The following is a 6369-nucleotide window of genomic DNA, read 5'->3' on the forward strand; positions in this document are numbered from 1 at the left end:
ATGGTTGAGCCACCTTTTCCGTTTACATCGCTACCAAGATCATTCACGACCACTTTTGCACCCAAACGAGCTAGTAACAATGCATGTTCCCGCCCTAGACCTGCGCCTGCACCTGTAACAATAGCCACTCGATTGCTTAAATTAATTGTCATGATTTTTTCCTAAATATATGAATAAGATGTATTTAATAAATGTTTTAATAAGCTGTTACGCCGCCATCAATTGCAATGGCTTGTCCTGTGAGATATGAGTTTTCTTTGGCACACATCATCAGCATCATTGCCACCACTTCACTTGGATGGCCAAGACGCTTCATTGGCGAGGCCTGCGCTAAAAAGTCTTGTTTCTCTTTGAGCTCACTGTCAACCACCATCGGGGTGGTTGTATAAAATGGACAAATTGCATTAACTCGAATGCCTTTATTTGCATATTCAATTGCTGCTGTTTTGGTTAATCCCACCACAGCATGCTTTGCCGCAGCATAGGCAGCCAATTTGGGAGCCGCGCCTAAACCTGCAACAGAAGCAACATTCAGAATAATGCCACCACCTTGTTGCAACATCTGACGAATTTGGTGCTTCATTCCAAAGAACACACCTTTGGCATTGACGGCAAAACTCAAATCCAGATCTGCTTCATCGGTATCAATAAAGCTTTTCATAGGCGGACTCATACCTGCATTATTGATCCCGACATCGATTCTACCAAACTGAGTAACTGCACTTTGTACCAAAGCCTGTACATCTGCTTCGCAGCTGACATCACACACTTGCGCAACCACCTCCACTCCTGCTTGGCGTAGCGGATCAACTACAGTATTTAACCCTTCAATATTCAAGTCACCCAACACTAATTTTGCACCATACTTTGCCAGTTGCTCTGCCAGCAATGCACCAAATCCACTCGCTGCACCTGTGATTAAGACCACTTGACCTGAATAATGTTCGTACATTGCTATTCCTCCCTAAATAGTTAAACCGCCATCAACCACAATACATTCACCATTCGTATAGCTCGCAGCATCTGACACTAAATAAAGTACAGTTCCAGCCATTTCACGTGGTTCTGCGTGACGGCGTAATGGAATTGAACTCATCCAGCTTTTATAAATATCTTCATTTTCAAATAGTGCCGAGGCAAATTTGGTCTTGGTAAGACCCGGCAATAAAGCATTCACTCGAATACCCAACGGCCCACATTCCTTTGCAAATGCTTTAGTCATATTCACCACAGCAGCTTTGGTAATAGAATATATTCCTTGTTGGTCTCCTGGCTGTAGAGCATTTACAGATGCCGTATTAACAATTGCACCGCTGCCCTGTTCTTTCATTAATTTGCCCGCTTCAATAGACATGAAGAAATATCCACGAATATTGACTTCAACCGTTTTGTTATATGCAGCAATATCCGTATCAAGAATATGACCAAAATAGGGATTGGCGGCCGCATTGTTGACTAAAATATCTAAACGTCCATGTTCCTTACGGATATATTCAAAAATTTCTGCAATATCTTCTAACTTACCCACATGGCAAGCAAAAGCCTCCGCCTTTCCATTTGCTGCAATAATTTCATTAGCAACACGTTGGCAATCTTCAACTTTCCGACTAGAGACAATTACATGTGCACCTTGTTCAGCTAAAAGTTTGGCAATTTCCTCGCCAATGCCGCGACTCGCACCTGTAACTAAAGCTACTTTTCCAGTCAAATCAAATAAATGTGTTGCCATATCATTTCCTTATGTACCTAGGTTTTATAAAAATTAGTTGTATTCAACGCTTTCTAAATGTTGTTACCACAAGCGCTACATTCAAAATTCACGGTTTTAATCACTCTATTTCTTACGCTATTTCCTGACCATATCTAACTTGTTACAATGAATAAAATGAATTGTTTGAATAACAAACTATGAATGAAATGAATAATAATATTGCCTCTCTTGCTCGTATGGATCTCAATTTATTTCGTGTATTTGTGGCAATTTATAAAGAAAAAAATCTAACACGGGCCAGTGAACAACTTTTTCTAAGTCAACCTGCTGTTAGCCATGCATTAGCTCGTTTACGCGATCATTTTAATGACCCATTATTTATTCGAGATGGTCACGGCGTTGTTCCATCACCTTTAGCCAAACGTTTATGGCCTAAAATTGAACAATCATTACAACTTATGCATCAAGCAATTCAGAGCACACATGACTTTGTGCCGGCACGAGATTTAAAGCATCTCACAATTGCTATGAATGATGAGTATGAAGGAATTTTTTTACCCTCTATTATTCAACACTTAACTCAATTTAATCCTAATTTACAGTTAAATAGCGTACGTATTGATCGTAAAAACTTAAGACATGAGCTTTCTACGGGGAAAATTGATTTTGCGATTGATGTTCAACATTCGGTTGAAGAGAGCATTGGTTATGAATGCCTTACTAAAGATCAGTTTGTTGTGATAAGTCGTAAGGAGCATCCCTTATTATCCAAAGCAAACCTAACCAAAGAAATTTATTTAGACTCTAAGCACATTACAGTGTCCTCTCGTCCCACAGGTCGTGTTTTTGAAGATTTTTTCTTATCTAAACAAGGTATCAAAAGAACAATTAGTTTTCGCTGCCAACAATATGAAACAGCAATCCGATTAATTACACAAATGGACCATTTACTCACGATTCCTCAATGTCAAATTGCTTATTTTAAAGATTCTTACCCTCAAATTAAGATACATCCGCTACCGATTGATATAGTTGGATATCAAATGAATTTATATTGGGATCAGCAAAAATCCCATGAACACCAAATCCTATGGTGCAAAAGTCAAATATTGCAGCTTATGAATAGTTTATAAGATAGTTTCAAAACTGATTCACAAGGATAATACAGTCATTTAAATGGCCTATTGGTAATTACCATCATTTAAAAATGCCAATGCTTGCTCAGTTGAGCCTTCATTTAAAGGGCTGTGGTTGGGGTTAAAGTATCGCAAGCAAGCACGTATTATATCGTCAACCTTAGGCACGCGATCTTGTCGAGCTGCTCGAAAATAATCTTTGAAACGAAAACGATGAGGTAATTGAGTGTCTTGTCTTACTAAGTTTTCGACCGCAATATAAGCCAAAACAATAAACAGTGGGAATGTAAAAACTGCCGCCCCTACTCGAAGTATATTACTGTCACTAAAGTATCTAAACATTGCATCGGCCACTTCACGGTGCTCTACCTCTTCAGCTCCATGCCATTGCAATAGACGTAACATTTCTACATCGACAGGTGCTTGTTGTAACCCCTCTGCATTGAGAACCCAATGCCCTAACACTCCTGTCAGATGTTCAGCCGCGGCCACCATTGCTAATCGAGTTGTTAACCACATTGATTTTAAGCGTGGATTCTTCAACTCATAGCCTAGTGGTTTTGGACCAATCATGTCATTAAATATCCAATTCATCATTTTGGTATAACGACTTAAATCAATCCCCAAGGCCTCTATATGCCGAGTTCCGAGAGTGTGTCCATAACTATGAGCACCTTCTTGTTTAATAAAAGCTATAGCTGCCTCTTTCAGTTTTTCATCTTTAATATAAGGCAGTGCATCTCTAAACGTCTGACAAAACCAACGCTCTGGTGCAGGTGTAATCGGGTTAATTGAATTTAAGATTTGTGAAACCATTGGGTCATCATAAATCCAATGTCGTGGGGTCTCAGTAAAATCAAATATAGGCCGCCTCGGTACAATGACATAATTTTCTTTAATTAAGCTAATCATGATAAAACTCCTAATATTTCAAAAGCACATATCATTAATCTTGGGTCAAAATGTTAAAGCCCATACGTGGGCCAAAAGCAACAAATGTTCTAATTAATCCTTTTATTGCTTTAGGTTGTTGCCCACGGCTAATACGGCGGAATTGGGCAGCGTGCCATGCCAGTTGTAAATAAGCATCTACAGGTTTATAGCCAATTGAAGGCACACGAGCGGGTTCTATTATCGATTTTCCAGCCAAGAGTTGTTTTGCCAAATCTGGTTGTGTTGCAAATGGACGAGCCATTCCTACAAGGTCAACCACTCCATCCGCCACAATCTGATTCATAAAATTGGCTTTACGTAACCCACCAGTTAACATGAGCGGTAATTTACTTTTTTGTCTTAAACTTTCTGCATAATTTATAAAATAAGCATCGCGCTCTAGCTGTCGTTCTGGCGTATATCCGAGCTGCGCCGGAGACTCATAATTTCCACCCGAAATTTCGAGTAAATCGATTCCCTCTTTTTCGAGTGCTAAAGCAATATCTATCGACTCTTCAGAGCTTAATCCACCTTTTTGAAAATCGGCAGAGTTGAGTTTTACACTTAATATTTTGTCTTTTCCTATTGCAGTTCGTACAGCCTGAACTGTTTCAATGAGCATACGGCGTCGGTTTTCAGGACTTCCGCCCCACTTATCTGCTCGAACATTGGCCAAAGGCGATAAAAATTGTGAGAGTAAATAGCCATGTGCTGCATGCACCTGTACTCCATCAAAACCTGCTTCAATAGCAAGTCGAGCGGTGTGAGCAAATCGATTAATCTGTTCATATATTTTTGCTTCGGTCATCGCACGTGGTATGCGAATAATATTCATGGCAGGTAAATCAAGCCCAACTGCTGAAGGGCCTATTGGCTTTTTCAAAAGTGGTAAAACTGCAACACGACCAGGGTGGTTAATCTGCATAATAATTTTGCTACCATTGGCCTTAGCAGCCTGAGCCCATAACTTATTCGCTTGCAAAAATTCTGCTGACTCTAAAACTACATTTCGTGGTTCCACAAAAGCACGATGGTCAATCATGACATTGCCGGTAATTAATAACCCTGCTCCACCTCTAGCCCAAGCCGCATACAACTGTTGTAAGTCAATTGTAGGTGAACCATGCCGATCGGCAAGTTGCTCACTCATCGCAGATTTGGCAATTCGGTTTGGAATGGTAATACCACAGGCTAAAGTAAAAGGGCTAGCTAATGTCGGCTTTGGATTAGGTTTTGTCATTTTGTTTCTTCCTAAATTTGAAAATCATTCATTAAGATATATGTCTTTTAATTTCATCATTTGCTCACGGTTATCGTGTTGCCAAGGATGAAAATCTTTAGAGTAAAAATCTAAGTAACTGCGGCTAATTTTTCGGATAACGCCTTGGCTTCCAAACAAATATTTCAAACCCACATATAGACTTTTAAAATCTCTATTTTTGCCCGAAGCCTTTAAAAGCTCTTTTGTTCCTCTGCTGGTAATTATGAGAAAAGAAAGCGTGGTTTCTAACATCACAAACCTTAAGAAATAAGGTCTATTCACTAAAGATTGGTAGACATCAAACGCCACAGCTTTATGCTCTGTTTCCTCAATGGCATGCCAAGCCCAAATTTTTCGCAAATGAACATCAAGCAACTCTAAGTCTTCAGGCGCGATGCTAATAAAATAGTCCGCTAAAATTGCTGTTAGATGCTCCATACATACTGTGCAAGCCAACTGATGCTCTAAAGAAAACTGTTGTTGCAACATACGGTTCATCTTTTTAAAACGTTTATAAATACGTTCAACGGGATAACCTTTTTTAAGCATGACTGCATTAAGTGCATCGTGCTCTTTGCCGTGATGGGCTTCTTGACCAATAAAAGCTCGGACTTGTTTAAGCAAAATAGGATCGCTAATTTTGTCCTGATAATTACGCACGCTATAAATAAACTGCCGTTCACCATCAGGGAAAGCACTTGATAAAGCCGTAAATAACATGGTCAGCAAAGGATTATCTTTAAACCAAAACTCAGGTATTTCATCTGGAAAAGACAAATCTAACTGGCGCACTGTAATGTCAATCGATGCGGAAATTTTAGAAAAATCTTGGGCTGGCTTTGACTGAAAAAATGCATTCATCGTTATTCTCCAGTTATAAAACGCGTGGATTAAACTGACGTAATAAAAATAACGGCGTGTGTAACCGAGGTATTTGAATCGGTGGCATTAATCCTCCCGACAAATCAACACGATGTAGTCTGGCCTCAATAACTTCACCTAACCCCATATCATGTAAAGGATCGTTTGCTGTGCCTGTAAAACGTAAGTTCATTTCAACCTGACGCACTTCAACTGGGTGCTCTTTCGGGGTAAATCGAACTTCACGTGGCAAACCAATTCCTAAACCACCCGTAATATTCCGATGTGGTAATCCTAAAATTGGAGGGGCATCATGAATGACTTCACCCAGCTTGGCTTCCATTTCAATAAGTGTTGTACCTCGGCGTGAAGCTTTGCTTAAAATACGTTTGCCATCATTTTCCCAGCTAATTTGACCCATCTTTTTAGGGTAGCCGAGCAATTCACGGCCAATAATCATGGCTCGG

General features: G+C 39.8%; 8 protein-coding genes. 1 reads left to right on the forward strand and 7 read right to left on the reverse strand.

The annotated features are described in order from the left end of the window. The 3 genes from UC75_RS20080 to UC75_RS03855 all read right to left on the reverse strand — a co-directional run. The coding region (locus UC75_RS20080) for an SDR family NAD(P)-dependent oxidoreductase (protein WP_228137212.1) at nucleotides 1-152 on the reverse strand (152 nt) is incomplete at its 3' end. A 44-nt stretch (nucleotides 153-196) separates the two neighbouring features. Beyond that, nucleotides 197-952: an SDR family NAD(P)-dependent oxidoreductase gene (locus UC75_RS03850; protein ID WP_049836757.1), complete on the reverse strand. Its 756-nt coding sequence runs from the start codon at nucleotides 950-952 to the stop codon at nucleotides 197-199. Between the two features lie 12 nt (nucleotides 953-964). Then, nucleotides 965-1729 (reverse strand): SDR family oxidoreductase, encoded by a 765-nt coding sequence (locus UC75_RS03855; protein WP_049836758.1) that lies wholly within the window; start codon nucleotides 1727-1729, stop codon nucleotides 965-967. Between the two features lie 179 nt (nucleotides 1730-1908). Here UC75_RS03855 and UC75_RS03860 point away from each other — a divergent pair, with 179 nt between their 5' ends. After that, nucleotides 1909-2844 carry a LysR family transcriptional regulator gene (locus tag UC75_RS03860; protein WP_049836759.1) on the forward strand — a complete coding sequence of 312 codons (936 nt, stop codon included), beginning with the start codon at nucleotides 1909-1911 and terminating at the stop codon, nucleotides 2842-2844. Between the two features lie 48 nt (nucleotides 2845-2892). Here the strand turns inward: UC75_RS03860 and UC75_RS03865 are convergent, their stop codons facing one another. From UC75_RS03865 to UC75_RS20085, 4 genes are all read right to left on the reverse strand, one after another. Continuing rightward, complete coding sequence (locus UC75_RS03865) at nucleotides 2893-3759, reverse strand: metal-dependent hydrolase (RefSeq protein ID WP_049836760.1); 867 nt, start codon at nucleotides 3757-3759, stop codon at nucleotides 2893-2895. A gap of 34 nt (nucleotides 3760-3793) precedes the next feature. Continuing rightward, the gene (locus tag UC75_RS03870; RefSeq protein ID WP_049836761.1) at nucleotides 3794-5020 is read right to left on the reverse strand and encodes an NADH:flavin oxidoreductase/NADH oxidase family protein; all 1227 of its coding nucleotides are present in this window, start codon (nucleotides 5018-5020) and stop codon (nucleotides 3794-3796) included. 24 nt (nucleotides 5021-5044) lie between these two features. Then, entirely contained in the window at nucleotides 5045-5902 is an 858-nt protein-coding gene (locus UC75_RS03875; RefSeq protein WP_049836762.1) for a metal-dependent hydrolase, read from the reverse strand. Nucleotides 5903-5915: 13 nt separating this feature from the next. Continuing rightward, nucleotides 5916-6369 (reverse strand): acetoacetate decarboxylase family protein (locus tag UC75_RS20085; protein ID WP_228137067.1); only part of this gene is annotated, 454 nt, incomplete at its 5' end.

It is taken from the genome of Acinetobacter sp. V2 (assembly GCF_001188385.1).
Lineage (GTDB): Bacteria > Pseudomonadota > Gammaproteobacteria > Pseudomonadales > Moraxellaceae > Acinetobacter > Acinetobacter oleivorans.